The 25,520-nt window shown below is 68.7% G+C and carries 24 protein-coding genes; 15 read left to right on the top strand and 9 right to left on the bottom strand.

Annotated elements, in window-relative coordinates:
- Positions 1-45 precede the first annotated feature (45 nt).
- Entirely contained in the window at positions 46-1,245 is a 1,200-nt protein-coding gene (locus AB0J95_RS18580) for a cytochrome P450 (protein WP_364758601.1), read from the bottom strand.
- A gap of 145 nt (positions 1,246-1,390) precedes the next feature.
- Between AB0J95_RS18580 and AB0J95_RS18575 the strand changes: the two genes are divergently transcribed.
- Positions 1,391-1,831 carry a hypothetical protein gene (locus AB0J95_RS18575; RefSeq protein WP_364758599.1) on the top strand — a complete coding sequence of 147 codons (441 nt, stop codon included), beginning with the start codon at positions 1,391-1,393 and terminating at the stop codon, positions 1,829-1,831.
- On the opposite strand, the gene AB0J95_RS18570 is transcribed toward AB0J95_RS18575, so the two are convergent.
- Both AB0J95_RS18570 and AB0J95_RS18565 read right to left on the bottom strand, forming a co-directional pair.
- Positions 1,782-2,765, bottom strand: a complete 984-nt coding sequence (locus AB0J95_RS18570) for a GlxA family transcriptional regulator (protein WP_364758821.1) — start codon at positions 2,763-2,765, stop codon at positions 1,782-1,784. The genes AB0J95_RS18575 and AB0J95_RS18570 overlap by 50 nt on opposite strands.
- Positions 2,762-3,385, bottom strand: coding sequence for an HD domain-containing protein (locus tag AB0J95_RS18565; RefSeq protein ID WP_364758596.1), 624 nt, complete (start codon positions 3,383-3,385; stop codon positions 2,762-2,764). Before AB0J95_RS18565 ends, AB0J95_RS18570 begins: the two co-directional genes overlap by 4 nt.
- Before the next feature lie 158 nt (positions 3,386-3,543).
- Between AB0J95_RS18565 and AB0J95_RS18560 the strand changes: the two genes are divergently transcribed.
- Positions 3,544-5,277: an ABC transporter ATP-binding protein gene (locus tag AB0J95_RS18560; RefSeq protein WP_364758593.1), complete on the top strand. Its 1,734-nt coding sequence runs from the start codon at positions 3,544-3,546 to the stop codon at positions 5,275-5,277.
- Between the two features lie 53 nt (positions 5,278-5,330).
- On the top strand, positions 5,331-7,256 hold the full coding sequence (locus tag AB0J95_RS18555; protein WP_364758818.1) for an ABC transporter ATP-binding protein: 1,926 nt from the start codon (positions 5,331-5,333) through the stop codon (positions 7,254-7,256).
- Between the two features lie 5 nt (positions 7,257-7,261).
- On the opposite strand, the gene AB0J95_RS18550 is transcribed toward AB0J95_RS18555, so the two are convergent.
- Positions 7,262-7,747, bottom strand: a complete 486-nt coding sequence (locus AB0J95_RS18550) for a hypothetical protein (RefSeq protein ID WP_364758591.1) — start codon at positions 7,745-7,747, stop codon at positions 7,262-7,264.
- Positions 7,748-7,871: 124 nt separating this feature from the next.
- On the opposite strand from AB0J95_RS18550, the gene AB0J95_RS18545 reads away from it, so the two are divergent.
- The gene (locus AB0J95_RS18545; RefSeq protein WP_364758588.1) at positions 7,872-8,615 is read left to right on the top strand and encodes a dienelactone hydrolase family protein; all 744 of its coding nucleotides are present in this window, start codon (positions 7,872-7,874) and stop codon (positions 8,613-8,615) included.
- Between the two features lie 10 nt (positions 8,616-8,625).
- Positions 8,626-8,898 carry a DUF6295 family protein gene (locus tag AB0J95_RS18540; protein ID WP_364758585.1) on the top strand — a complete coding sequence of 91 codons (273 nt, stop codon included), beginning with the start codon at positions 8,626-8,628 and terminating at the stop codon, positions 8,896-8,898.
- A 169-nt stretch (positions 8,899-9,067) separates the two neighbouring features.
- Here AB0J95_RS18540 and AB0J95_RS18535 read toward each other — a convergent pair whose 3' ends face one another.
- Positions 9,068-9,991: a hypothetical protein gene (locus AB0J95_RS18535; protein ID WP_364758582.1), complete on the bottom strand. Its 924-nt coding sequence runs from the start codon at positions 9,989-9,991 to the stop codon at positions 9,068-9,070.
- Between the two features lie 235 nt (positions 9,992-10,226).
- Positions 10,227-11,057: a PaaX family transcriptional regulator C-terminal domain-containing protein gene (locus tag AB0J95_RS18530; protein WP_364758579.1), complete on the bottom strand. Its 831-nt coding sequence runs from the start codon at positions 11,055-11,057 to the stop codon at positions 10,227-10,229.
- Between the two features lie 76 nt (positions 11,058-11,133).
- Here AB0J95_RS18530 and AB0J95_RS18525 point away from each other — a divergent pair, with 76 nt between their 5' ends.
- The 5 genes from AB0J95_RS18525 to AB0J95_RS18505 are packed head-to-tail and all read left to right on the top strand — an operon-like array spanning position 11,134 to position 16,167.
- Entirely contained in the window at positions 11,134-12,036 is a 903-nt protein-coding gene (locus AB0J95_RS18525) for an SDR family NAD(P)-dependent oxidoreductase (RefSeq protein WP_364758577.1), read from the top strand.
- A 1-nt stretch (position 12,037) separates the two neighbouring features.
- Positions 12,038-12,910: an amidohydrolase family protein gene (locus tag AB0J95_RS18520; RefSeq protein WP_364758575.1), complete on the top strand. Its 873-nt coding sequence runs from the start codon at positions 12,038-12,040 to the stop codon at positions 12,908-12,910.
- Positions 12,907-13,365 (top strand): MaoC family dehydratase, encoded by a 459-nt coding sequence (locus tag AB0J95_RS18515; RefSeq protein ID WP_364758572.1) that lies wholly within the window; start codon positions 12,907-12,909, stop codon positions 13,363-13,365. Before AB0J95_RS18520 ends, AB0J95_RS18515 begins: the two co-directional genes overlap by 4 nt.
- A 41-nt stretch (positions 13,366-13,406) precedes the next feature.
- A complete protein-coding gene (locus AB0J95_RS18510) occupies positions 13,407-14,693 on the top strand; it encodes an MFS transporter (RefSeq protein ID WP_364758569.1) in 1,287 nt (428 codons plus the stop codon).
- A complete protein-coding gene (locus AB0J95_RS18505) occupies positions 14,686-16,167 on the top strand; it encodes a long-chain fatty acid--CoA ligase (protein ID WP_364758566.1) in 1,482 nt (493 codons plus the stop codon). The genes AB0J95_RS18510 and AB0J95_RS18505 overlap by 8 nt, the downstream gene beginning before the upstream one ends.
- Here the strand turns inward: AB0J95_RS18505 and AB0J95_RS18500 are convergent.
- Both AB0J95_RS18500 and AB0J95_RS18495 read right to left on the bottom strand, forming a co-directional pair.
- Positions 16,150-16,677: a hypothetical protein gene (locus AB0J95_RS18500; RefSeq protein ID WP_364758563.1), complete on the bottom strand. Its 528-nt coding sequence runs from the start codon at positions 16,675-16,677 to the stop codon at positions 16,150-16,152. The genes AB0J95_RS18505 and AB0J95_RS18500 overlap by 18 nt on opposite strands.
- A gap of 20 nt (positions 16,678-16,697) precedes the next feature.
- Complete coding sequence (locus AB0J95_RS18495; protein ID WP_364758560.1) at positions 16,698-17,225, bottom strand: helix-turn-helix transcriptional regulator; 528 nt, start codon at positions 17,223-17,225, stop codon at positions 16,698-16,700.
- A 351-nt stretch (positions 17,226-17,576) separates the two neighbouring features.
- On the opposite strand from AB0J95_RS18495, the gene AB0J95_RS18490 reads away from it, so the two are divergent.
- Positions 17,577-18,548, top strand: coding sequence for a DUF1906 domain-containing protein (locus AB0J95_RS18490; protein WP_364758557.1), 972 nt, complete (start codon positions 17,577-17,579; stop codon positions 18,546-18,548).
- A 65-nt stretch (positions 18,549-18,613) separates the two neighbouring features.
- Here AB0J95_RS18490 and AB0J95_RS18485 read toward each other — a convergent pair whose 3' ends face one another.
- Positions 18,614-18,856 (bottom strand): hypothetical protein, encoded by a 243-nt coding sequence (locus AB0J95_RS18485; protein ID WP_364758554.1) that lies wholly within the window; start codon positions 18,854-18,856, stop codon positions 18,614-18,616.
- Positions 18,857-18,953: 97 nt separating this feature from the next.
- On the opposite strand from AB0J95_RS18485, the gene AB0J95_RS18480 reads away from it, so the two are divergent.
- The 4 genes from AB0J95_RS18480 to AB0J95_RS18465 all read left to right on the top strand — a co-directional run bounded on the left by AB0J95_RS18480 (position 18,954) and on the right by AB0J95_RS18465 (position 25,516).
- A complete protein-coding gene (locus AB0J95_RS18480) occupies positions 18,954-19,799 on the top strand; it encodes a fused MFS/spermidine synthase (RefSeq protein ID WP_364758551.1) in 846 nt (281 codons plus the stop codon).
- A 32-nt stretch (positions 19,800-19,831) separates the two neighbouring features.
- Positions 19,832-20,920 (top strand): Gfo/Idh/MocA family oxidoreductase, encoded by a 1,089-nt coding sequence (locus tag AB0J95_RS18475; protein WP_364758548.1) that lies wholly within the window; start codon positions 19,832-19,834, stop codon positions 20,918-20,920.
- 134 nt (positions 20,921-21,054) lie between these two features.
- Positions 21,055-22,473 (top strand): serine/threonine-protein kinase, encoded by a 1,419-nt coding sequence (locus AB0J95_RS18470; RefSeq protein ID WP_364758545.1) that lies wholly within the window; start codon positions 21,055-21,057, stop codon positions 22,471-22,473.
- Positions 22,355-25,516, top strand: a complete 3,162-nt coding sequence (locus AB0J95_RS18465; protein ID WP_364758815.1) for a WD40 repeat domain-containing protein — start codon at positions 22,355-22,357, stop codon at positions 25,514-25,516. Before AB0J95_RS18470 ends, AB0J95_RS18465 begins: the two co-directional genes overlap by 119 nt.
- Positions 25,517-25,520: the final 4 nt, after the last annotated feature.

The following is a 25,520-nucleotide window of genomic DNA, read 5'->3' as shown; positions in this document are numbered from 1 at the left end:
GTCCTGGAACGAATGCGCGTCGGGCCCAGTATCCCGCGCGGGACACTAGCCGGTGACGAGGTTCAGCCGCGGGATGCCGTTGAGGACCAGGCTGATCGTCCGTCCGGCGTCCTCGCCGGGGTCCGCCAGGCGCAGGTCCGGGAACCGGCCGAACAGGTCGCGGAACGCGATCCGGCCCTCGAGGCGGGCCAGCGGGGCGCCCAGGCAGTGGTGGATGCCGTGGCCGAACCCGACGTGCGACTTGTCCTCGCGCGTGATGTCGAACGTGTCCGGGTCGGCGAACCGGCTCAGGTCGCGGTTGGCCGACCAGACCGCGGGCAGCACGACCTCACCGGCCGGGATCGTCGTCTGTCCAATATGGACCGGTCCGATGGTGTGCGCGGGCAGCGTGGTCATCACCGGCGGGTCGAAGCGCAGCACCTCCTCGACGGCCGCGGGGATGAGCGTGGCGTCCGCGCGCATCTTGGCCAGCTGGTCCGGGTGGGTCAGCAGGGTGTACGTGCCATTGGTGATCAGGTTGACCGTGGTCTCATGCCCGGCCACCAGCAGCACGAACACCATCGAGGTGAGCTCGTCGCCGGTCAGCCGGTCGCCCTCGTCGCGGACCGCGATCATCGCCGACAGCAGGTCGTCCCCGGGGTTCGCGCGCTTTTCCTCGATCAGCGACCGGATGTAGTGCACCATCTCCCACGCGCCCGCGACGTACTCCTCGGGCGTGTGCAGCGGCCCGCTCAGCGTGAGCGCCGTCAACCGGCGGAACTCGTCGCGCTGCAACTGCGGAACGCCGATCAGCTCGGAGATCACCGTGATGGGCAACGGATACCCGTACTCGGCCACCAGGTCGACCGGCGTGCCGTCCTTGCCCAGCTCGGCCATGTGGTCCAGCAGACCGGCGCTGATCTCGGCGATCCGCGGTTCCAGCTCCTCCACCCGGCGCCGGGTGAACGCCGCCGAGACCAGCTTGCGCAGCCGGGTGTGCTCCGGCGGGTTGAGTGCGAGCATGTGCGAGTTCATCGCGCGGCGCAGCTCGTCGGAGACATGGTCGGCGTGCGGGCCCTCGGTGAACGAGCGCACGACGTTGGGGTCGGTGAGCACCTGACGTGCCTCCGCGTACCCGGTGATCACCCACACCGGTACTCCCGTGAACAGGGTGACCTTCTGCACCGGCCCGGCCGCGCTCAGCTCGTCGAAGCCGTTCGCCCGGCCACTGGTGGAGGTCTCGGTGAACGGCGAAGCACTCATCATGGCGCCACACTACTTCCCAGTCACCCCGCCAGATGTTGTCCGCGCAGAACGCGAAAATGCTCGGCGGCGACCGCCAACCCCTGTTCCTCGGTGACCGGTGCGGGTGGGTGGGTTTGCGGGGGTGTGGGGCGGGTATTCCGTTGGTATGACGTATCCCGAGCGGGAACCGGAACGCACGAGAGCGTTGCCGGAGCAACAGCCTGTGCGCCGCGATGTGCCGCCGCCGGCTCACCAGGACGCGGCGTACGCGGCCGAGGACCGGCAGGTCAAGCGGGTCCGGGCGGTGCGGCGGGTGAACGCGGCGATCAACTTCGTGTGCGCGCTGTTCGCGGTCGTGCTGGTGATACAGATCGTGCTGGTCCTGGCCGACGCCAACCCGAAGAACGGGTTCGCGTCCTTCATGGACGGGTTCGCTGGGGCGGTGTCGCTCGGGTTCGACGGGTTGTTCACCCCGGGCTCGGCGAAGGCCGCGGTGTTCTTCAACTACGGTGCGGCCGCGATCGTGTGGCTGCTGATCGCCGCCGCGCTCACCTACCTCATCCGGAAGTTCGCGCTGCCTTCGAGAACGGCGGAGATACGGTACTAGTGCTGCGGAACCGGGCGCGGTAGGTCGACGGGGAGATGCCGAGGGTGTCCTGGAACGCCCGGCGCATCGACTCCGACGAGCCGAACCCGGCCTGCCCGGCCACGGCCTCGATGGGTGAGGTTCCGTTCTGCAGCAACACCCGCGCGGCCTCGAACCGGATGGTCTCCACGAACTGCGCCGGCGTGATGTCCAGCTCCGCCCGGAACAACCGGGTCAGGTGCCGAGGGCTCACGCCGGCGACGTCCGCCAGCACGTCGAGGCTGTGGTCACCCGCCGGGTCGGCGGTCACGTGGTCCATTGCCTTGCGCACAGTCGAATGTGACGAGTACGCGGGTCCCATCCGGGCGCTGAACTGCGACTGCCCACCCGGCCGGGCCATGAACACCACCAGATACCGCGCGGCCGAGCGCGCCACATCCGGCCCGTGGTCCTCCTCGATCAGCGACAGCGCCAGGTCGATCCCCGCCGTGATCCCCGCCGAGGTCACCACCGGCCCCGACCGCACGAACAACGGGTCCGGCTCGACGAGGACCCGCGGATACGTCCTCGCCAGATCCCGGGCCAGCTGCCAGTGTGTCGTCGCCCGCCGCCCGTCCAGCAGCCCCGCCTCGGCCAGCAGGAACGCTCCCGCGCACACCGAAGCGACCCGCCGTGCCCGCTCGGCCAGCGACGAAACCAACGACACCAGCCCGGTGTCCGAGACAGCAGTCCGCCACTCCGGCCTCCCTGGTACCAGCAGCGTGTCGAACCGCCCGGGCAGCGAGCCCACCGAATGGTCGACACCGATCCGCACACCCGACGAGGTCCGGACATCCGCGCCAGTAGGCGAAACCACGCGCACGTCGTAGCAGCCAGTGGTGGTCAGCGCCTCGACCGGACCCGTCACATCCAGCAGTTGCACGCCGTCGAACGCGACGACCACGACGATTCTCATTCCGGCCACGGCGACTCCTGGATCACCGTGACGAAGTCGCCGCGGCTGAACCCCGGCTGGAAATGTGCCAGCACATCGGCCTTCACGTTGCCGAACGTCGTCGCCGGCTTGTCCTTGATGCCCTCGGTGAACGCCGCCAGGATGCGCCGCTTGAAGTCCGGCCGCGGATGCAGCGCCACGACCGAGGCCCGTTCGGCCTCGCTCAACGCGTGGTAGCCGATGCCGAGCACGTCGTACTCCACACCCGCGGTCACCAACGCGACCTCCGGCTCCATGAACTCCGGGATCCCCGGCGTGGTGTGCAAGGCGATGGCTGTCCACACGCGACGGACGCTGTCCTCCGGCACACCGTGCGCGTGCAGGAACCGGCGGGCCTCGTCCGCACTGTCCACTTCGAACCGGCGGCCGCTCTCGCGGAACTCCGGGTTCAGGCCGACGTCGTGGAACATGGCGCCGATGTACAGCAACTCGGGGTCGAAGCTCAGCCCGCGGTGGCGCCCCATCGCGCTGCCGAACAGGAAAACCCGCCGCGAGTGGTGGTAGATGAGGTCGCCGACGGTGTCGCGGACCAGGTCGGTGGCCGCGGCGGCGAGCTTGGTGTCCGGAATCGAGGTGGTCACCCCGTTAGCGTCGCCGAGCCGCGGTCCGCCCGCCATGTCTGGACGGCCGTGAATCCCACAGATCCGGCCACGCCCGAGATATCCGATTTGAGGGTGCGGGTACTGTCGTGGCGATGAACTTTCTGGGGGACCAGGCACGAAGGAAAGCGGCATAAAACGTGCTTTTTCGACTAATCAGACTCTCTCTGCGGGACTACCGCGGCCCCTTGGCCATCGTGGTGGTGCTGCAGCTGCTGCAGACGTTGGCGGCGCTCTACCTGCCGACACTCAACGCGGACATCATCGACTTCGGCGTGGTGCCCGGCGACACCGGCTACATCATGCGCGTCGGCGGGATGATGCTGCTGGTCACGCTCGGGCAGATCGTCTGCGCGGCAGGCGCGACCTACTACGCGGCCCGCACCGCCTCGGCCATCGGCCGGGACATCCGGGCGAACATCTTCGGCAAGGTGCAGTCGTTCTCGGCCCGTGAGGTCGGCCATTTCGGCACGCCCTCGCTGATCACCCGCACCACCAACGACGTCCAGCAGGTGCAGATGCTGACCCTGCTGACGTTCACCCTGATGGTGATGGCGCCGATCATGTGCGTCGGCGGCATCATCCTGGCCCTGCGCCAGGACGCGCCGCTGTCGTTGCTGCTGGTCATCATCGTTCCGGTGCTGGGCACGCTGATCATGCTGATCGTCAGCCGGATGCGGCCGTGGTTCCGGCAGATGCAGGACCGCATCGACGGCATCAACCGGATCCTGCGCGAGCAGATCACCGGCATCCGCGTGGTCCGCGCGTTCGTGCGCGACAAGCACGAGCAGGAACGGTTCGGGGCCGCGAACAACGAGTTGCTCACCGTGTCGCTGCGGGTCGGCAAGCTGATGGCGCTGATGTTCCCGACCGTGATGCTGGTGATGAACCTCAGCAGTGTGGCGGTGCTGTGGTTCGGTGGCATGCGGATCGACTCGGGGCAGATGCAGATCGGCGCGCTGACGGCGTTCCTGAGCTACCTGATGCAGATCCTGATGTCGGTCATGATGGCCACCTTCATGTTCATCATGCTGCCCCGCGCGGAGGTCTGCGCGGAGCGGATCATGGAGGTGCTGGAGACCGAGCCGTCGGTCGCGCCGCCGGTCGAGCCCGTGGCGCTGCCGGTGCCGCTGGGCGAGGTCGAGCTGGCGAACGTGGACTTCAGCTACCCCGGGGCCGAGGAACCGGTGCTGTGCGGGGTGAACCTGGTCGCCCATCCGGGACAGACCACGGCGATCATCGGCAGCACCGGCGCCGGGAAGACGACCCTGATCAACCTGGTGGCGAGGCTGTTCGACGCCACCGGCGGCACGGTGCGGATCGACGGCGTGAACGTCCGCGACCTCGACGGGGCCGCGTTGTCCACCGCGATCGGCCTGGTGCCGCAGAAGGCGTACCTGTTCACCGGCACGATCCGGTCCAACCTGCAGTACGGGCGGCCGGACGCGACCGACGAGGAGATGTGGCGGGCGCTGGAGATCGCCCAGGCGCGTGACTTCGTCGAGGCCATGCCGGACGGACTGGACACCGCGGTGGCCCAGGGCGGCACGACGGTGTCGGGCGGGCAGCGCCAGCGGCTGGCGATCGCGCGGGCGATCATCCACCGCCCGGCGGTGTACCTGTTCGACGACTGCTTCTCCGCGCTGGACCAGGCCACCGACGCGCGGCTGCGGTCCGCGCTGGCGGCCGAGACGGCGAACGCGTCGGTGATCGTGGTGGCCCAGCGGGTCAACACGATCCGCAACGCCGACCGGATCGTCGTGCTGGACGAGGGCCGCGTCGTCGGCACCGGCACCCACCACGACTTGATGGAGAGCAACGACACCTACCGGGAGATCGTGCTGTCCCAGCTGACCGAGCAGGAGGCGGCATGAGCGTCACGGGAGAGCGGGCCACCCCGGCCCGCAGAGCCGGCGCCGGCGGCGGGATGAGCTTCGGTCCCGGCCGGATGATGGGCGCGGGCGGACAGGCCGAGAAGGCGCTGGACTTCAAGGGTTCCGGCCTGCGGCTGCTGCGCACGCTGGCGCCGCAGCGCGCAATGGTCTGGACCGTGCTGGTGCTCGGTGTGATCAGCGTGGCGTTCAACGTGGTCGGCCCGAAGGTGCTCGGCCAGGCCACCGACCTGATCTTCGCCGGCATCATCGGCGCGCAGCTGCCCGCGGGCGCCACCAAGGCGCAGATCGTCGACGGGCTGCGGGCACGCGGCGAGAACACCAAGGCCGACATGATCGCCGGGATGGACATCGTGCCCGGGCACGGCATCGACTTCGACGCCGTCGGCCGGGTGCTGCTCATCGTGCTGGGGCTGTTCGTGATCGCCTCGGTGTTCGCGCTGCTGCAGGCCCGGCTGACCACGATCATCGTGCAGCGGGCCGTGTTCGACCTCCGCGAGCAGGTGGAGCACAAGTTCGCCCGGCTGCCGCTGCGGTACTTCGACCAGCAGCCGCGCGGTGAGGTGCTCAGCCGCGTCACCAACGACATCGACAACCTGGCGCAGTCGCTGCAGCAGTCGATGAGCCAGCTGCTGGTGTCGCTGTTCTCGGTGGTCGGCGTGCTGGTGCTGATGTTCGTCATCTCGCCGCTGCTGGCGGTGATCGCGCTGGTGACCGTGCCGATCATGGTCTACGTGTCGGCCAAGATCGGCAAACGGGCCCAGCCGCAGTTCATCAAGCAGTGGTCCACCACCGGCAAGCTCAACGGGCACATCGAGGAGGTCTACACCGGGCACTCGCTGGTCAAGGCGTTCGGCCGCCAGCAGGCCTCGGCGGACACCTTCCAGAAGCACAACGACGGGCTGTACGAGGCCGGGTTCAAGGCGCAGTTCGTGTCCGGGCTGATCCAGCCGACGATGATGTTCATCGGCAACCTCAACTACGTGCTGGTGGCCGTGGTCGGCGCGTTGCGGGTGGCGTCGGGCTCGTTGTCGCTGGGCGACCTGCAGGCGTTCATCCAGTACTCGCGGCAGTTCACCCAGCCGCTGACGCAGGTGGCCTCGATGGCCAACCTGCTGCAGTCCGGGGTGGCCTCGGCCGAGCGGGTGTTCGCCCTGCTGGACGCGGACGAGCAGGAGCCCGACCCGGCCGAGCCGGTGTCGCCGACGCAGGTGCGCGGGCGGGTGGAGTTCCAGGACGTGTCGTTCCGGTACGTGCCGGACACGCCGCTGATCGAGGACCTCACCCTGGCCGTGGACCCGGGCCAGACGGTCGCCATCGTCGGGCCGACCGGCGCGGGCAAGACCACCCTGGTCAACCTGCTGATGCGGTTCTACGAGATCGACTCCGGCCGGATCACCCTGGACGGCGTCGACATCGCCACGATGACCCGCGAGGACCTGCGGTCCCGGACGGGCATGGTGCTGCAGGACGCGTGGCTGTTCGGCGGCACGATCGCCGACAACATCGCGTACGGCAACGCCAACGCCACCCGCGAGCAGATCGTCGAGGCCGCCAAGGCGACCCACGTGGACCACTTCTGCCGGATCCTGCCCAACGGCTACGACACGGTGATCGACGAGGACGGCGGCAACCTCAGCGCCGGTGAGCGTCAGCTGATCACGGTGGCGCGGGCGTTCCTGGCCGAACCGGCGATCCTGATCCTCGACGAGGCCACCAGCTCGGTGGACACCCGCACCGAGGTGCTGGTGCAGCGGGCGATGAACTCGTTGCGGCAGGGCCGGACCAGCTTCGTCATCGCGCACCGCCTGTCGACGATCCGCGACGCCGACCTGATCCTGGTGATGGAACACGGCCAGATCGTCGAGCAGGGCACGCACGAGTCGCTGCTGGCCACCGAAGGCGCCTACTTCCGCCTGTACAACACCCAGTTCGCCGCACCCGTGGCGGAATCCACGTAAGGCTCCTACTCCGGGTGGCCGCCGAACGCGTCGGCGGCCGCCTGGATCCGGAGCTCCTCGAGCTGGTCGCGTTGCTGTTCGGCGCGCTTGAGCAGCTCGTCCACCCGGCCCGGGTCGAGCCGGTCGTCGTGGTGCGCCCGCGCCCGCAGGGACCGCCACCCCGCGGCTTTGCCTTCCACACCCAGCCGCAGCATCTCCAGCTCGAGCACGCGGCTCAGCGGTGAACGGCTGGTCAGGTGCGCGTTGGGCTTGAGCCGGGCCACCTTCTCCATGGCCCAGGCCGCCCAGGTCTTGTAGCTGCGCACCGGCACGTTCAGGCGGGCCATGATGTTCCGCAGCGCCTGCTGGTCCGCGCTGATCTCGTCGGCGACCGTGCGCAGCATGGGGATGTCCGGTTCGGCGGCCGCGAGCCGGTGCGCCAGTTCGGTCCCGGCCACCGCGCCGGCCAGATGGTCGTTGAGATAGATCGCGAAGTACCGGTCCTGGCTCATGAGACCCGGCTACCCGCCGCAAACCGGTTCAATCCCGGCGGTCGGGGACCCCGGATGTGCGGGCTCACCGGCGATGCGATGGACTGGAGGGGTACTCCACTTCGCACGGGAGGCGATGAGACGGATGAGTGACGCGATCAGGGCCGAAACGGTCACGATGACCGGTCACGGCGGCGACGAGGTCGAGGCGTACCTGGCCCGTCCGCTGGACGGCGGGCCGCGTGGCAGCGTGGTGGTCATCCACCACATGCCCGGCTACGACGCCGCCACCAAGGAGATGGTCCGGCGGTTCGCGGTGCACGGGTACGCGGCCCTCTGCCCGAACCTGTACACGCGGGAGGCGCCGGGGGCGTCCCCGGACGACGCGGCGGCGTTCGTGCGGGCCAACGGCGGCGTGCCGGACGAGCGGGTGGTGGGCGACGTGGAGGGTGCCGCCAACTACCTCAAGGCGCTGGAGGGCGCCAACGGCAAGGTCGGCGTGATCGGGCACTGCTCCGGCGGCCGGCACACGTTCCTGGCGGCCTGCTCGCTGCAGGTGGACGCGGCGGTGGACTGCTACGGCGCGTTCATCGTGGAGGAGCCGCCGCCCGGGATCCCGCCGTCGATGCAGCCGATCCTGCACCTCGCGCCGCAGCTGTCCTGCCCGCTGCTGGGCCTGTTCGGCGCGGACGACAAGTACCCGGGCCCGGAGCAGGTCGCGCTGCTGGCCGCCGAACTGGACAAGGCGGGCAAGACCCACGAGTTCCACAGCTACGAGGGCGCCGGGCACGCGTTCTTCGCCGTGGACCGGCCCGCCTACCGGCCGGAGGCCGCGGTGGACGGCTGGGCCAAGATCTTCGACTTCTTCGGCCGCCACCTGTCGAACTGAGGACTGTCCCATGTGCACCTACCAGACGACCAAGATCGAGATCGAAGGCAGCGCCAAGGGCCCGTCCGGCTGGTTCGGAGTGAGCAATGCGCTGGTGTACGTCGACCACGCCGTGCACGCGCAGTTCACCCACACGGTCAACATCGACTTCATCAACCCGTCCCAGGGCCCGGGCGCGCGGGTGGCGGTCGAGCTGACCGAGGAGGCCGCGCGGGCGTTGGCCGCCGCGATCACCGAGGCGCTCGCCGCCGCTCCCGCGGGCCTGGCCTCCCGCAACCAATAGCCCACCCCCACACGCGTGTCCCCCGTTCACCGCCCCCGTGTCCCACGTTCGTAGAGCCCGTGTCCCACGTTCGGGGACGTCGTGTTCCACATTGGCCTGAGGTGAATGTGGAACACGGGCCCCGCGAACGGGGAACACGGGGGCCGTGAATGTGGGACACGCGGGGGTTTTAGGGCTGCCATTGGATGCCGTGGCCGCGGCCGGGGCGGGGTTCGGTGAACCTGGCCCGGACTTCGCCGATGCTGTTGGGGACCAACCGGTCCTGGCCGATCTCCTGGCTCTCCTGCAGTGCGTCGCGGACCCGCCAGACCGCGCGTGGCAGTTGGTCCGCGGCGAACCGGACCACCAGGTCGAACTGCTCGCACCGGCGGTCCGGCCAGAACACGAAGGACGGGCGCATCGGTTGCCCGGGCGCGACCCGGACCTCCATCGCGAACTGGTGCGCCTGCCCGGCCCGCAGCGTCTCGGGCAGCTGCAGCCGCAACAGCAGCCGCCGGGCCGACGGCCGCTGGATCCGGGAGAACACCGCGCCCTGCACGATCTCCACGTCCAGCTCGCCGAGGGAGCCGGGCAGGCTGAACGACCACGGGATCTCGTCCACCCCGTCGGTCTGCGCGACGATCTCCCGGACCTCGTGGCACACCGGCGAAATACCGTCCAGCCGCAACAACGCGCTGAACCGCTTGAGATGCCATTCTTCGCCACCGGGTTCGGCGTGGTGCGCGGGCATCACCGCGGCCTCCGCCAATCTCGTTAGCGCGTCGTCAATACGACGGCGAATGGTGCGCGCGTCCCGGTCCGCCCGCTGTGCCAGCCACGCCACCCGATCGGCGTGGAACTTGTGCTGGGCGACCGGATTCAACGCGAATGTGGTTGTCACCGCCAGCCGCAAATCGTCGGGAAAGGGCCTGATCAGATCCGTGACCCACGCCCGGATCTTCTCCCGCACCAACCCGGCCCCGTCCACGTCCCCGATGTCGCACAACCTCCGCAGGTTCGGCCCGACCTGCCGGTCCACCCCCGGCGCCTGCACGCCCCGCCCCCGCCGCAGGATCTTCAGTTCCGCGACGAGCGATTCCACTGGCACCGTCATTGTGTGCCCTCCGCGCATTCCAGCTGTTGTCCGGCAGTTGTCCCTTGACACATCCCGCCGGTCCTGCCGTGGGCTACTTCGCCGTCGGTCCGGTGCACGTTACGCAACTGCGGAATCGGCCGTTCGATATGCCGGACTGCGCCGTTTGAGTGACGTCACTGTTCCCGTCAGCGCAATTCCTGACTCAGGAGTGACTTTGTCCTCTTCCTGACCAGAATCGCGGACTGGACATTTTTCAAGCGCTTGCCGGCACGGTGATCTCGTCCATCAGGTCGCGGGCGATGGCGCCCGCCGTCGGGAGGTACTTGGCGGCGAGGGTCTGGAAGGTGTGCTCGGCGCGGATGGCGGGCCAGTCGGGGGCGAGGTGCTCCGCGGGGAGGTGGGGGTCCTGGCGGACGAGTTGCAGCCAGTCGTGGTGCAGGACGAGCTGGCGGGCGAGGTCGTCGGGCAGGGCGGGGACCGGGTCGGGGGTGTCCCAGCGGGTGAGGAACTCGTTGTAGCGGGCGGCGATCGCGGGGACGTCGAACGCCTTGTGCACGAGATCGGCCGATTCGGTGGGTTTGGCGTGGGTGGCGGTGAACACCGTGACGTTCTCGGCCAGGCCCAGGGAGTCCACAATGGACGCCGCGTCCTTGACGCCCGGGGCGATCCACAGGCCGTTCTGCAACAGGCCGAACCCCGCCCAGATCAGGTGCGAGCGCAGGTCGTGGCGGTCGCTGCGGCGGTTGTCCGGCAACGAGAACGCGACCAGCGTCCAGGTGCCGTCCCAGTCCCGGTTGACCGCGCCGGTGTGCCAGATCCGCCGGTAGCCGTCACTGAGCACCTCGGTGGCCCGCGCCGTCAGTCCGAAGTAGACACGGCGGCCGCGGCGGTGGCGGGTCAGCAGGCCGCGGGTGGCCATCCGGCTCAGCGTGGAGCGCACCGCCTCCTCGGACACGCCGACCCGCGCGAACACGTCGATGATGCTGCCGGAGTAGACCGCCGTGTCCCGGTCGAGCAGGTAGATGCCCAGGAAGCTGAGCATCAGCGACTGCGGGCGCGCAGCGAGGTCCTCGGTGGCCGTCACCCGCACAAGCGTAGACGGCGGCAAATGTTGGGCACAACGTTGACGGCCGTCACGAGACTGCCCTACATTGACCGGCATGGACCTGACAGGGAAAGTCGCCGTGGTGACCGGCAGTGGCCGCGGGCTGGGCCGTGCCTACGCCGAAGCGCTGGCCGCTGCGGGTGCCGCGGTGGTCGTCAACGACATCGACGCGGAGGCTGCCGCTGAAGTGGTCAAAGGCATCACGGCGGCGGGCGGCCGGGCGGTCGAGGTGGTCGCGCCGGTGGGCGGGTCGGACGTGGCGGCCCAATTGGTGCGGACCGCGGTCGGCGAGTTCGGCCGGCTCGACACGATGGTCACCAACGCGGGCATCCTGCGCGACCGCGTGCTGTGGAAGATGACCGACGAGGACTTCGACGCGGTGATCAACGTGCACCTGCGTGGCACGTTCACCTGCGCGCGGGCCGCGGCGATCCAGATGCGCGTCCAGGACACCGGCGGCCGGCTGATCCTGATCTCCTCACCCGCCGGGCAGCGCGGCAACTTCGGCCAGACCAACTACGCGGCCGCCAAAGCCGGGATCGTCGCCATGGCCCGCACCTGGGCGATGGAACTGGCCAAGGCGCAGATCGCGGTGAACGCCGTGGTTCCGGTGGCCGCCACCGAGATGACCAAGACCATCCCGGCCTTCGCCGGCGCCATCGAACAGTCCGAACGCGACGGAACGCCGCTGCCGGACTGGCTGCGCAAGGACGAGGGCCTCGGCACCGTCGAGGACGTCGCCTCGCTAATCGTGTTCCTCGCCTCGGACGCCGCCAACGGGATCACCGGCCAGGCCATCGGAATCGGCGGCGACAAGCTGTCCCTGTGGTCGCACCCGCGGGAGAAGGCCTTCGCCTACGCCGACGGCGGCTGGAGCGCCGACGCCATCGCGTCCACATGGGACACCGGTGTCGGCGCGGAACCCGAAACCTACGGCATTCCCGCACCGAAGGTGTGACATGGACATCGACAAGCTCGTCGCCATCGACGTGCACACCCACGCGGAGGTGTCGAAATTCGGGCGCACCGCACTGAGCCCACAGCTGCTGGCCGCGTCGGAGCAGTACTTCAAGGCACACGGCCACCGGCAACCCACGATCCCGGAAATCGCCGCCCACTACCGGGAACGGCGGATGGCCGCGGTCGTGTTCACTGTGGACGCCGAGTACGGCACCGGGCACCCGCGCATCGCCAACGAAGAAGTCGCGGAAAGCTGCGCCGAGCACGCCGATGTGCTGATCCCCTTCGCGAGCATCGACCCTCGGCGTGGCAAGGCGGGCGTCCAGGAGGCGCGGGATCTCGTGGCGAACCACGGGGTTCGCGGCTTCAAGTTCCACCCGAGCCTGCAGGGGTTCGCGCCCAACGACCGGATGGCCTACCCGTTGTACGAGGTCATCGAGGAACTCGGCGTGACCGCTTTGTTCCACACTGGACAGACCGGCATCGGCGCGGGTGTGCCGGGCGGTGGCGGGATCCGGCTGAAGTACTCCAACCCCATGCTCGTCGACGACGTGGCGGTGGACTTCCCCGAGCTGCGGATCATCCTCGCGCACCCCTCGTTCCCCTGGCAGGACGAGGCTCTGGCGGTCGCCACGCACAAGCCGTATGTCCACATCGACCTGTCCGGCTGGTCGCCCAAGTACTTCCCGCCGCAGCTGGTCCGGTACGCGAACTCGTTGCTGCAGGACAAAGTCCTGTTCGGCTCGGACTACCCGGTGATCACCCCCGACCGCTGGCTGGCCGACTTCGCCAAGCTCGACATCAAACCCGAGGTGCGCACCAAGATCCTGAAGGACAACGCCGTCCGCCTGCTCGGTCTGGAGAAAGCATGACAGTACAAGTGAACGGCCTCGCCGAGGTCAGGGCGCTCGCCGGCGCCGACCTCGGGCACACCGGCTGGATGGAGATCACCCAGGACCGCGTGAACCAGTTCGCCGAGGCCACCGACGACCACCAGTGGATCCACACCGACCCGGAAAAGGCCGCCACGGGGCCGTTCGGCACCACGATCGCGCACGGCTACCTGACATTGTCGTTGCTCATCCCACTGTTCGGTGAGCTGCTGGCGATCGGCGGCGTGCGGATGAGCGTGAACTACGGGCTGGAAAAAGTGCGTTTCCCGGCGCCGGTCCCCGTTGGCGCCAAGATCCGGCTGGCCGGCACGGTCGTCGCGGTGGACGAGGTGCCCGGCGACGGGGTCCAGATGACGCTCGACTTCACCATCGAGATCGACGGTTCGGCCAAACCGGCCTGTGTCGCGCGAGCGGTCTACCGCCACTACGCGTAATAGCTTTTTCCTTTTACCTCAACGAAGAGGGAGACACCGCCATGTCTCAGCTCCGGCGTGCTGTCGCGGCCAGCTATATCGGCAGCCTGATCGAGTACTACGACTTCCTGCTGTATTCCACGGCTTCGGCACTGGTGTTCAGCAAGGTGTTCTTCTCCAACCTGGATCCGCTGCTGGCCACGGTCGCCAGCTTCGGCACATTCGCCACCGGGTACCTGGCCAGGCCGATCGGCGGGGTGATCTTCGGGCACTTCGGCGATCTGCTGGGGCGCAAGCGAATGCTCATCCTGACCATGACGCTGATGGGTATCTCCAGCTTCCTGATCGGTGTGCTGCCGACCTACGCCGACATCGGCGGGCTGGCACCGGCCTTGTTGGTGCTGCTGCGGGTCGTGCAGGGCATCGCGGTCGGCGGCGAATGGGGCGGGTCGGTGTTGTTGTCCGCCGAGCACGCCACCTCCCGCCGCGGCTTGTGGGCGAGTTTCACCAACGCGGGCGCGCCTTCCGGCCTTGTCGTGTCGACGCTCGTGCTGAGCGCCACCTCGGCGATCGTGGGGGACAAGGCTTTTCTGGAGTGGGGCTGGCGGATTCCGTTCCTGCTCAGCCTGGTGCTGCTGGGTGTGGGTCTGTTCGTCCGGCTGCGGGTCCAGGAGACACCGGTGTTCGTCGCGGCCAAGGCACAGCGGCACCGGCTGCCGCTGGTCGCTGTGCTCCAGGAGAACTGGCGTCCCTTGTTGCTGAGCATCGGGGTCGGCATGAGCGCGTTCGTCGCCCAGTCCACGATGTCGACGTTCGTGCTGTCCTACGGCGTGCAGAAAGGGTTCACCCGCCAGGAGATCCTCAACGCGCTGACCATTGCGTCGGTGTGCGGGGTGATCGGGATCATCGCCTGGTCGGCCGCCTCCGACCGGTTCGGCCGCCGGCCGATCGTGCTGGTGGGCGCGCTTGGCATGGCCGCGTTCGGGTTCCTGTTGTTCCCGATGATCAACAGCGGCAGCCCGGCGTTGCTGACGATCGCGCTGGTCATCGGCCTCGCGGTGCTCCAGCCGATGATGTACGGGCCGCTGGCCGCGCTGTACTCCGAGCTGTTCGGCACCCAGCACCGGTATACCGGCGCCTCGCTGGGCTACCAGATCGCCGGCCTGGGCGCCGGGTTCGGGCCGTTGCTGTTCGCCGAGATCTGGCGGGTGTCGGCCGGAACCCTTGCCATCTCCGTTGTCATCGCCGCATTCTGTGCGCTCACGATCGTCTGCGTGCTCGCGTTGCGGGAGACCAGCGGGCGGTCGCTGAACCCGACAGTTGCCGATCGGAGCGTCGCAGATGCTTAACGAGGGCCTGGGCAGCTGGCCTGCCCGCCGGGCGCGGACCGCGCCGGACCGGGTCGCCATGATCTTCGAGAACCACCAGACCACGTACGGTGAGGTGGCCGAGCGCACGACCCGGCTCGCGCACCAGCTGCGGGCCGCGGGCGTGGAACCGGGGGAGCGCGTGGCCTACCTCGGACCGAACCACCCCTCGTTCGCCGAGACCATGTTCGCCACCCACCTGCTCGGCGGCATCTTCGTCCCGCTGAACTTCCGGCTCGCCGCGCCGGAGATCCAGTACATGCTGGAGGACTCCGGCGCGCTGATCCTGATCTACGCGCCCTCCTGCGCTGACGTCGCCGCCGAGCTGTCCGGCGTGAAAACCGTTGCGCTGCAGACGGAGTACGAGCCCTGGCTGGCCGAGGGCGCGGACACGCCGATCGACATCCCGGTGGCGCGGGACGAGGTGGCGCTCATCCTGTACACCTCGGGCACCACCGGGCGGCCCAAGGGCGCGATGCTCACGCACGCCAACCAGATCTGGAACTCCTACAACGTGCTGGTGGCCGTGGATGTGCGCGCCGACGAGGTCACTCTCGTTGCCGCGCCACTGTTCCACGTCGCCGCGCTGGGCATGACGTTGCTGCCCACATTCCTCAAGGGTGGCTGTTCGGTGATCACGCCGACCTGGGACGTCGACATGTGCTTCGACCTGATCGAGAGCAGACGGATCACCTGGATCTTCGGCGTCACCACGATGTTCGCGTCGCTGTCGCAGTCCCCGCGCTGGGCCACGGCGGATCTGTCCTCGTTGCGCCTGCTGATGTCCGGCGGCGCGCCGATCCCGGAGTCGCTGATCGGCACCTACCAGCAGCGCGGAATCACGTTCTGCCAAGGGTATGGGCTCACCGAGACCTCACCGGGCGCCACTTTCCTCAGCGCCGCCGAGAGTGTGCGCAAGGCCGGCTCGGCCGGGGTGGCGATGTTCTTCGAGGACACCAAGGTCGTGCGGCCGGACGGCACCGGCGTGGACGTCGACGAACCGGGCGAGGTGCTGATCAAGGGGCCCAACGTGACGCCTGGCTACTGGCGCAACGAGGTGGCCACCCAGAACGCGTTCACCGACGGCTGGTTGCACTCCGGCGATGTGGCCCGGCTGGACGAGGAGGGTTATCTCTACATCGTCGACCGGGTGAAGGACATGTACATCTCCGGTGGCGAGAATGTCTACCCGGCCGAGGTGGAGAACGTGATCCACGCGCATCCGGCGGTCGCCGAGGCCGCGGTGATCGGTGTGCCGGACGAGAAGTGGGGCGAGGTCGGCCGCGCGTTCGTGGTCTGCCGGCCGGGTGCCGCCCTTGTGCCACAGGAGTTCCAGGAGTTCCTGCGGTCAAGGCTGGCCAAGTACAAGGTTCCCGTGCACATCGACCTGGTGGACTCGTTGCCGCGCACCGGTTCCGGCAAGGTGCAGAAGGCCAAGCTACGCCGGCACGGCTAGCGCGGCCTCGATCCGGCGCAGCACCACACCACCCGCGACGCCGATCACCACGCCGGTGACGACCACGAGCCAGACTGGCGCACCCATGTTGAGCACAGTGACCACCAGGAACGCGTCGAGCAGCGAGACCAGCGTGAACCCGACGTGCTTGACATAGGGCACGGTTCCAGGCGTGATGCGACGGGCCATCAGGGCCCGCACGACCATGATCCCAGCCAGTACCGCGAAGGCGGCGAACAGGACCCGTGCCGTCGTGCCGATCTCGCCCCATTCCGCGATCAGGGCCAGGACCAGGAACAACGTCATCCCCACCAGCGCCGTCAGATAGGTGGTGAACAGCCGGCCGGCGCGCAGCGCGACCGATCCGGCGGCAAGTGCGACTACTCCGGTAGTGGCATGTAAGGCAACGAAAACGGTGTGCCACATGATCTCGTCCCCGCTCTTCGGATCATGAACGCTGACGACCTTCCACTGTGGGAGGTCCGGTCCGTCCCAGGGTTGACCTCTCACAGTGGAATGTCAAGGCGGGCTCAGAGCCCGAGCAGCTCCGGCAGCTCGTCGAACCAGGCCAGCGCGGCGCGTTCGTGGTGGATACCGAACCGCAGCGTGGCCAGCCGGCTCGTCTCTTTTGGCGCCGCGGCCAGCTTTTGCTCCATCTCCAGGTAACCGGCGAGCTTGCGTTCGTGGTTCGCGCGCTGCTCGGCGACGATCTCGCGCAGCCGGCGCGGCGGCAGGTGGTCGGCGAACTGGATGGCCAGCAGAAGGGGCACCCTGATCTGGTCGTCGGCGGGCCCGGCGGTCAGCCACGCGGCAAAGGCGCCGCGGCCCGCTTTGGTGATCGTGTAGGGCTTGCGGTCGCGCGGCCCCGGCTCGCCCGCGGTGAGCAGGCCGGTCTCGGTCATCCTGGCCAGTTCCCGGTAGACCTGGCTCTGCGTGAGAGTCCAGAAGTTGCCGATCTTGCCCTCGGCGGCCGCGACCAGGTCCCAGCCGGTCATCGGGCCGTCATGCAGCAGGCCGAGCAGGGCCGCCGCGGTGGCGTTCAGGGCTCTCGTGTCCACGACATCCCATTGTGTCAGGTTCACCGTGCGTAGGCGCCCGCGGTCCATTGTCGACGCGGTGCCATGTGGACAGTCGGTCTGATCGTTTGTCATTTACCGTCATCGCCAACTGGCCCGGCGTGAACTCCGGTTGGTCCTCCGGCAGGGGGAATTGCCGGACCGGACACCCTCCGTGTTCGGTATGCTGGCTTCGAGCTTGCTGCCTGCGTGGGCTTTTGGGGCCGAGACCTGCGGTAGTCCCAGGTACCAAGCCATTCGCGTTATCACCGGCACGGGGGTGGGTATTTTGATGGTCGAGCGCGGGAAAGGCGTCCCTGGTGACGGTTCTGGACTCGACGGGACGGTGATTGCATGAACCAAGTATTGGACTACTCTGCCGGGTTCCCCGGCGCGGGGGCGATCAAAAGCGCTGGTTATGCGGGTGCGGTGCGGTACATCGGTTTCCCTGACCGGCGTAAGTGCACGACCCGCGACGAACTGGACGACTTCAGCGCGAACCAGATCGGCATGGCGCTCGTGTTCGAGAACAGCACCACCGACTGGCGCGGCGGCTTCGGCACCGGACAGGTGTCCGCGCGCCGGGCGCGCGACCACGCCAACGCCATCGGCTTTCCCGCCGACCGCCCGATCTACATGGCGGTCGACCAGGATGTCGTGCGCGACGGCGAGTTCGCCACGATGGTCGAGTACTTACGCGGCGCGAGCACATCTCTTGGCGGTGTGCACGTGACCGGTGTGTACGGCGAGGCGGACGTGATCGACCGGGCCAGGGACGCCGGTGTGGCGGCCTGGTTCTGGCAGACGGCGGCGTGGTCTCGCGGCCGTCGCACTTCAGCACATCTTTTCCAGCGCGTCGGCACGGTCAACGTCGGCGGGGTTGGCTGCGACATCAACGACGTGCTCCAGGAGGACTGGGGTCAGCACAACGCGGAGGACGACATGCCCAGCGTTCAGGAGATCGTCGAGGCGATCAAGTGGCAGGTTCTGGCCGGGGACTGGCGGTTCGAGGGCAACCGCAACCCGATGGACATGGCGGCGCAGAGCGTGGCGACCGGGTTCGCCATCCAGAGCAAGGTGGAGGCCGCGCTGGCCAAGCTCGACGCGTTGACCGCGACCGTCAGCGACGACGAGGGCAAGGTGCTCGCCGCGGTGACCGGGTCGCGCTCGGAGATCCTGGCCGCCGTGGCCGCGATCCCGGCGTCCGGCAAGCCCACCGACGAACAGATCCAGGACCTCGTCCTGCGCCTGCGTGAGGGCCTGGGCCAGGAGCTGGCCGAGGAAGTGGGCCGCCGCCTGGTCGGCGCCCCGCAGAACGGCGGCTAGCGGCCCGCGACAGGTCACTTTCGGGCAAGGCCCCGCCGGGTGCACCGGCGGGGCCTTCTCGTGTCTCAGCGGCGTTGTCTGATCCTTTTCTGGCCGGACCAGCTGATCGCCGCGATGATCAGGCCCAGCACGCCGATGGCGATGCCGATCCCCGGCTGCCAGTCCAGCGCCCAGCGCATCAGCCCCCAGTTGCCGTGCCACACCTGGGTGACGATGACCGAGCCGAACCCCTGGATCATCCCGACGATCCCGGCGATCTCGAGGAAGATCATGAACCCCATCCCGGTGCTCCCCTCCTTGCTTTCCACGGCAACGAAAGTAGCAACGAAAACGGCGGAAAAGTCCTTTGTGGTACGAAGGTGGGACGCCGGATCACCGCTTCGTACCGTCCGCTATAAAGGGGGTATGGCACGAAAGGCCCGTCCGACAGGTCCCGGCCGCCGGGCGGTCCGGTTCGGCACGGCCGAGCTCATGCGCGACCTCGACCGGCCGAACGGGTGGTACCTCAGCGTCGACGGGGTCGCACAGTCCTATGTGGACCTCGACGATCCCGGGCACCTGGAGTTCGACTACGTCCGGCGGATGGGTGACGTGATCGACCTGATGCCCGCCGGTCCGGTGGACGCCGTGCACGTCGGCGGGGGAGCGTGCACGCTGGCCCGCTATGTGGCATTCACCCGGCCGGGTTCGCGGCAGCTGGTGCTGGACCTCGACGGCGAGCTGATCGCGTTCGTGCGGGAGTTCCTCGCGCTGAGTTCGGTGCGGGGGCTGAGGGTACGGGTGCAGGACGGCCGCGAAGGGGTTGCCAGCCGCCGGGACGAGTCCGCCGACTTGGTGGTGCTGGACGCGTTCGCGCGGGCGTCCATGCCGGGCGGGCTGGCGACCGCGGAGTTCACCCGCGATGTCGCGCGGGTGCTGCGGCCGGGCGGGACGTATGTCGTGAACATCTCGGACGGGCCGGGGTTGCGGTTCGCGAAACAGGTGATGGCCACGGTGGCATCGGAGTTCCCCTCGATGGCGCTGCTGGCCGATCCCGGGATCCTGCGGGGGCGGCGGTTCGGCAACCTCGTGCTCGCCGCGTCCTCGTCGCCGCTGCCCGCCGTGCAGCTGGCCGGACGTGCGGCTTCGGCGGCGTTCCCGGCCCGGGTGGTGGCCGGGGACAAGCTGCGTGACCTGTGGCGTGGTGCATCGGTGATCACCGATGGTATGGACATCGTCACGCCGACACCGCCTGATACTGCCTTCATGTAGCAGTGCTTGCGCCGCCCTGGCAAAGTAGATGCGTGACATTCCGGGTGGCAGTAGTGGGTTCTGGTGTTGTTGCCGAGGCGAGTCACATCCCCGCGCTGCGGGCGGCCGGGGACCGGGTGGAGATCGTCGCCGCCGTGGACTCCGACCCCGAGCGGCTCGCGGACTTCCAGCAGGCACACGACATCCCCGCCGCGTACGGCTCGGTGCAGGAGATGCTGGCCGCGCAGAAACCCGACCTGGTGCACATCTGCACGCCGCCAGTGACCCATGTGGACATTGCCGTGGAGTGTCTGGAGGCGGGATCCTGGGTGTGGGTGGAGAAACCCCCGACCCTGTCGCTGTCGGAGTACGCGCGGATCGAGGCGGCGGAGCGCGAAGGCGGGCCCTACGCGAGCGTAGTATTCCAGCACCGCTTCGGTTCCGGGGCACGCAACGCCATCGACCTGATCAGCAGCGGAGCCCTCGGCCGGCCACTGGTGGCGATCTGCCAGACGACCTGGTTCCGCGAGCAGGCGTACTTCGACGTGCCGTGGCGGGGGCGCTGGGACACCGAAGGCGGCGGTCCCACCATGGGGCACGGGATCCACCAGATGGACCTGCTGCTGGCGTTGCTCGGTGACTGGACATCCGTGCAGGCCACGGCAGCGCGGCTGGACCGGGCCACGGAGACCGAGGATGTCTCGATGGCCATGGTCCGGTTTGAGAACGGTGCGCTGGCGTCCATTGTGAACAGTGTGCTGTCGCCGCGGGAGGAGAGCTACATCCGGGTGGATCTGTCCGATGCGACAGTGGAGTTGACACATCTCTACGGGTATCGGAACTCGGACTGGCTGTACACCCCCGCTTCGCATGTGCGGGATCCCGAGCGGATCGCTTCGTGGACCGCGGTGCCGGAGAACGTGCCGAGCTCGCACTCCGCGCAGTTGCCGTTCCTGTTGGATGCCATGGAGAGAGGGGTTCGGCCGCCTTTGTCCGGGGGTGAGGGGCGGGCCGCTCTTGAGCTCATCGCCGCTCTTTACCGCTCTGCTTTCACTGGGCGGGTTGTGGTTCGGGGGGAGATCGGGCCTGACGATCCCTTCTACTACCGGATGCATGGGGATGCGCTGCCTTGGCACAGCTGAGCCTTCAGGTGGGCGGCTCTGGCGCGTGGGCTCCTGTGGCCTGTTGCTGTAGGTGTTAGGGGCTCGCTAAGCGGGGCCTAAGAAGGCCTGGGCAGGCAGCCGATCTGTCACTCTTGTGTGGTACGAATCCCTGTATGGCGACGGGTGCGGTCGGGGCTAGCGATACTGACTTACCGTTGTTCGGGCGGTATCGGGTGCTGCAGCTGCTCGGGCAGGGTGGGATGGGGGTTGTTCACCGGGCTTACGACACGGTGAACGACCGGGTGGTCGCGCTCAAGCGGTTGTCGGGTGGGGATCGGGATTTCCGGGCGCGGTTCCAGCGGGAATCCCGCATTGTGGCGGGTTTGAGCCATCCGAATGTCATCCCGGTCAACGACTTCGGTGAGGTCGACGGCGAGCTGTACCTCGACATGATGCTCGTCGAGGGCACTGACCTGCGGCGGATGATGGGTGTCGGCGCGCTGGACCATGGCACGGCGATGCGGGTACTCAAACAGGTGGCGGCCGCGCTGGATGCCGCGCACGCCAAGGGGTTGGTGCACCGGGATGTCAAACCGTCGAACATCCTGATCGACGGCGAGGGGCACGCGTACCTCGCCGACTTCGGCATCGCCCGCGAGACCTCGTCGGAGGCCACTGTCCTCACCCAGTCCGGCGATCTGGTGGGAACTTGGGACTACATGGCGCCGGAACGCATGTCCCGGGGCCAGGTTGACGGCCGGTCCGACCAGTATTCGTTGGCGTGCGTGCTGTTCGAGTGCCTCACCGGGCGGCTCGCGCACCCGGCGCTGGATCCCGCGGGGAAGGTCGCCGCGCACCTTCTGCAACCGGCGCCCGCACCGTCGGTGTTCAGCCCGACTATCACGCCCGCGCTGGACACCGTGGTATTGCGGGGAATGGCGAAGGATCCGGCACGCCGTTACGCCACCGCGGGCGAGATGATGGCCGCCGCGGAGGCCGCGGTCTTCGAAGGGGTCACGGCCCGCCAGGCGCAGCCGACGGCCGCCGGTCCGGACAAGGGACAGGACCAGGGCCGGATCGTCCGCGCGATCCTGCGCTCCACCGCCCCGCGCAAGCCCGCCACCCGCAAGATGGCCCACGACAAGCCGCCGACCTGCCCGTACCCGGGTCTGATCGGGTTCGACAGCACCAACGCCGACCTCTTCCACGGCCGGGATCACGTTGTTACGGACCTGTTGGTGCGCCTGGCCGAACAGCTCGACACCGGCGAGCCCGTCGTGGTGGTCGGCGCTTCCGGCGCGGGCAAGTCGTCAGTGATCCACGCCGGTCTGTTGCCCGTGCTCGAGGCGGCGAACCAGGGCGAGGACACGGCGTGGCCACAGATCGTGATCACGCCGGGGATGGACCCGATCAGCAACCTGGCCGGCGCGCTCGCGTACCACTCCACCATCGTGGCCGCCGAGTGGGCGCGTGATCAAGGAGACGCCGACGAGGTTCGGCGAACTGTGCCGGCGCGCGATCCCGGGCGGCCGCCTGACGATCGTGGTCGACCAGTTCGAGGAGCTGTTCACCCACGGCGTCCCCGAAGGTGACCGCATCGCGTTCGCGACCGCGCTCGCCAACGCTCACCCCGCGTTGGTGGTCCTCGCTGTCCGCGCGGATCTCGTCGACCGGTGCATCGAGCTGACCCCGTTGATCCCGGCGCTGAACTCCCCGGTGCTGCTCGGATCCATGGACGCGACCGAGCTGCGCCAGGCGATCGTGCGGCCCGCGCGCGACTACGGCATCGACATCGAACCCGGCCTGCCGGAACGCCTGATCGCCGATCTGGGGGTCCGCGGCGAGAAGGGCTACGACCCGGGCGCGCTGCCCAGGCTCGCGCACGCGCTGCGAGAGGCGTGGAACTACCGCGAGGGCGACGTCCTGACCCTGTCGGCCTACCGGCGTGCGGGTGGGATCGACGGCGCCGTGTCGCGCACCGCTGAGGACATCTACGCCCAGCTCGGCTACGAAGGCCAGCACGCGCTGCGGACCATCCTGTTGCGCCTGGTCACGGTGACCGACGAGGGCGGGGTAGCGCGGCGCAGGGTCCACCCCGCCGAGGTGGCCGGCCCGATCCTGGACCGCCTGATCGGCGCCCGGCTGGTCACGGTCGACGCCTCGGGCGCCATGCTCAGCCACGAAGCCCTGCTCACGGCGTGGCCCCGGCTGCGGGACTGGATCGACGAGGACCGCGCGGGTCTGGTCCAGCACCGCCGGTTCACCGACGCCGTGCACGCCTGGACCGACTCCGGCCGGCAGAACGACGACCTCTACCGGGGCGCCCGGCTCGCGGCCTTCACCGCCTGGCTGGAGTCCGCGCGCGACCGGGTCCGCCTGCACCCCGTCGAGCAGGAGTTCCTGAACCGGTCCACGGCGGCCGAGTACGCGGGCCAGATCGCCGCCCGCCGCCGCACGAGGCGCCTGCGGATGCTGGTCGCCGCGCTGAGCGTCCTGCTGCTGGTCGCGTCCGGCGCGGTCGTGGTGGCCACCCAGCTGCGGCAGAACGCCCTCGACGAACGAAGCCGCGCCGACGAGTCGGCCCAGCTCAACCTGTCCCGGCGGCTCGCCGCCGAGTCCTCGCTCGCCGTGGGCGTCGACCCCCGCCGGACCGCCATGCTCGCCCTGGGCGCGTGGCAGGCCGGGGAGACCGCGGAGGCGCGCAGTGCGTTGCTGTCCAACAAAGCCGATCACTACCGCGGGGTGATGATCGGCCACAAAGGACCGGTGAACTCGGTGGCGATCAGCGGGGACGGCAAGGTCGCCGCGAGTGGCGGCCGGGACGGCACGCTGCGACTGTGGGATGTGCCCAACCGCAAGCAGATCGCGGTCCTCGACGACAAGGGCATGTGGTATCGCACGGTGTCGATGAGCGCGGACGGGGCCCTGCTCGCCGCGGCCAGCGTGGACAACGCCCAGGTGTCGATCTGGAGCGTGCCCGATCGCAAGAAGCTCTTCGACGTCCGCGATCCCGCGGTCGACATGGTCCTGTCGAAGGACGGCAAGGTCGTGGCGGTCAACGCGGCCGGGTCGGTCTCGTTGTGGGACACCAGGACCCAGGCCCAGCTCGCCAAGTTCAAGGTGGCCGGGCTGCTCGCGATGACGATGAGCCACGACGGCTCACTGATCGCAATGTCCACAAGGGACAATGGTGCCGAGGTGTACCGGGCCTCCGACGGGACCGTCGTGGCGACCCTGAAAGGCCACACCAAGGACGTCACCGGACTCTCGTTCAGCCCGGACGGCAAGATCCTCGCGACCAGCTCGATGGACGGCACGGTCCGCATCTGGGACACCGCGACCTGGGCCACCACGAAGACGTTCGAGTCCTCCGAAGGCGGGTTCAGCACGGTCGCGATCAGTCCACAAGGGACATCGGTACTGGCGAGCGGCGTCGGGACCACCATCTGGGCCTGGGACCTGAGCAGCGGTTCGAACCTGATCCGGCTGGCCACCGGGTCGGTGACCACGTTCGGCCTGGCGATCAGCGGCGATGGGCACACATTCCTGACCGGCAACTCCGAAGGTGTTGTCACCGAATGGGCCTACCAGCGGGCGCTGCTGGGCTCGCGCACGGCCTCGATCACCGGGGTTCTGTACCAGCCACACGGAAAGCTGCTCGCCTCGATCAGCGGCAAGGGCGTCGTGGACCTCTACGACGGCGTCACCGGTGACCCGGTCCGCAGCTGGCAGGCCCACCAGAACGAGGCCCTTGACCTCGCGTTCAGCCCGGACGGCAGGCAACTGGCCACGGTCGGCACGGACAGCGCGCTCGTCGTGTGGGATGTGGACACCGGCAAGGAACTGCGACGGTTCACCAAACCCGGCGCCGACCTGGCCAGCGTGGCCTACGACCCGGACGGCAAACGGATGGCGGTCGCCTCCCGCACCCCGGCGACGAACACCAAGGACAATTTCGACGAGATCGTCCTGTTGAACAGCACCGATCTCGCGGTGACCAACCGGCGTTCGACCAAGCTCGAGGCCCGCAGCGCGCAGGCGCCGGAGCTGACCGGCAACAGCCCGGTGGCGCTTTCCTTCAGCCCGGACGGGAAAACGCTGGCCGCCACGCTGTCCGCGGGCAAAGTCGCGCTGTGGAACATGGTCGACCCCGGTGCCGAGCTGACCCTGTTGGCGGGCCACGAAGGCATCGCGCTGGACGTCGCGTTCAGCCCGGACGGCCAGCTGCTGGTCAGTACCGGCACGGACCGGCTGCTGCGGCTGTGGCGGGTCCGCGACGGTCAGGCGGCCGGCACGATCTCCGGTGGTGACGCGAGCATCCGCAAGGTGGTGTTCACGCCCGACGGCAAGACGCTGGCGACCGCCGCCCAGGACACCATCGTCCGGTTGTGGGACCTGGACACGCGTGCGCCGCTGGCCCGGATGGACCGGCACGAGGACCAGCTCAACGACGTGGCGGTCGACAACACCGGTGGGATGATCGCGTCCGCGGCCTCGGATGGCACGATTCGGCTGTGGGACATCAACCCGGATCACGCCGTCCAGCAGATCTGCGCCGAGCTGGACCACGACAAGCTGTCCGCCGAGTGGAATGCGCTCGGCCCGGACCGGGGCGCCCCGCCCACCTGTGAGTAGGAGG

Origin of the sequence: Actinocrispum sp. NPDC049592 (genome assembly GCF_040675465.1) — a bacterium.
Classification (GTDB): domain Bacteria; phylum Actinomycetota; class Actinomycetes; order Mycobacteriales; family Pseudonocardiaceae; genus Kibdelosporangium.
The sequence above is the reverse complement of the archived record's forward strand: the minus strand, read 5'-3'. Positions and strand labels throughout refer to the sequence as shown.